Source organism: Kitasatospora sp. NRRL B-11411, from assembly GCF_000721345.1.
In the GTDB taxonomy this organism is placed as follows: Bacteria; Actinomycetota; Actinomycetes; order Streptomycetales; family Streptomycetaceae; genus Kitasatospora; species Kitasatospora cineracea.
This window is the reverse complement of record NZ_JOGH01000271.1, coordinates 1-1,343: the sequence shown is the minus strand read 5'-3', so window position 1 is coordinate 1,343 and position 1,343 is coordinate 1. Positions and strand designations below refer to the sequence as shown.

Sequence of the window (1,343 nt, the reverse complement as noted above, 5' to 3'; positions counted from 1 at the left end):
TGTCCCGCTTCAACTTGCTGACATGATTTTGGGGTCGGGAAAGTTGGGGACGAGGGGGTCGGCGACTCCGGTGTGGACGTCGTGCGGGCGGTTCCAGGCCAGCGCTTCGTGCGGGCGGACGGTGTTGTACTCGCGCCGGTAGTCCTCGGCGTGACGGACCAGTTCCAGGGCGTCGGGGATCTCCTCCAGGAAGAGCTTCTCGTACTTCAGTGACCCGAAGCCGCGCTCGCGGGAGCCGTTCTGGCCTGGAGTGCGGACCCGGGTGCGGACGTGCCGCAGCTCGGGACGGGTGGCGATGAACGCCTCGAATCGGAACGAGCGGAACGGGCCGCCGTTGTCGGTCACGATCGTGACCAGCGGCTGGACTGCCCCGTCCGCGTCGCGCGGGGCGGGGGCGACCAACGGGTGCCCAGCCAGGCGTTCGGCCTCGGCCAGGGCGAGCTCGACCGCGGCGATCGCGTCGTGCTGGTTCGCCGTGGGCGCCACATGCCAGCCCAGCTCGTACTTCGACCAGTAGTCCCGGCAGCCGGCCAGCCGCCAGACTCCGCCCGAGGTGGTCTCGAACTCGGAGAAGTCCAGCTGCCAGACCTGATTCGGGCCGGTCGGCTCGGTGGCGAAGGCCGCTTTGCGCCGGGCGGCGAGCTGGCGGCGTTCGCGCTGGTAGTTCGCCTCCAGGAGCAGGTCCTCGTCCCGCAGCAGCCGAAGCACGGTCGCCTGCGACACGTCGTGGCCGTCGTGGCGGCACATCGCCCAGACTTTCCGGTGGCCCCAGGCCGGGTGGGCGAGCGCGTGTCGGCGAGCGGCGTCCCGCACCTGTTCCCGGGCGGGACGCGGCCACGGTCCCCGCAGGTCAGCGCCACAGCGGGCTCGGGCTTGGTGGCGGCGCCAGGTCCGCTCGGGCACGCCGATCAGCCTGCAGAACCTCGCGGTCGGCATGCCCGCATCCACGCGGATCACCTCAAGGTCTTCGAAGGGCCCAGCCGGCCCTCCGCGGACTTCTTCCACACCCGTAGCTCGACGGCGGCGTCGCCCAGGGCCTGGGTCAAGTCCGCTATCTGGGACTGGAGTTGTTGTTCCCGGCTGCTGGGACCGGACTTCCCGGACGCCAGGCCGGCCCGGCCGGACTCAAGGAACTGCCGCTTCCAGTTCCCGATCGACTGCTCGGACACCTTCGCCCGCCGCGCGGCCTCGGCGACCGTCATCTCACCGGCCAGGATCGACAGCACGATCCGGACCTTCTCCTCCGGCGGCACCGCCGCTGGCCTTGCCATGAACGATCAGACTCCTCTGCGCAGCAGGGCCCGAAAGAAACGAGCCCTGCCACATAGCCTGACGCGCGACAG

The 1,343-nt window shown here is 70.5% G+C and carries 2 protein-coding genes; both read right to left on the bottom strand.

Annotated elements, in window-relative coordinates; all coding sequences use genetic code 11:
- Positions 1–9 precede the first annotated feature (9 nt).
- Positions 10–747, bottom strand: coding sequence for an integrase core domain-containing protein (locus IH44_RS0139840; RefSeq protein ID WP_369795056.1), 738 nt, complete (start codon positions 745–747; stop codon positions 10–12).
- 206 nt (positions 748–953) lie between these two features.
- On the bottom strand, positions 954–1,271 hold the full coding sequence (locus IH44_RS0139835; RefSeq protein ID WP_030464743.1) for a helix-turn-helix domain-containing protein: 318 nt from the start codon (positions 1,269–1,271) through the stop codon (positions 954–956).
- Between the last annotated feature and the right edge of the window lie 72 nt (positions 1,272–1,343).

Excerpts from the sequence above, each read along its gene's own strand:
- IH44_RS0139840 (WP_369795056.1), bottom strand. The coding sequence starts at position 747 with ATGTGCCGCCACGACGGCCACGACGTGTCGCAGGCGACCGTGCTTCGG.
- IH44_RS0139835 (WP_030464743.1), bottom strand. The coding sequence starts at position 1,271 with ATGGCAAGGCCAGCGGCGGTGCCGCCGGAGGAGAAGGTCCGGATCGTG.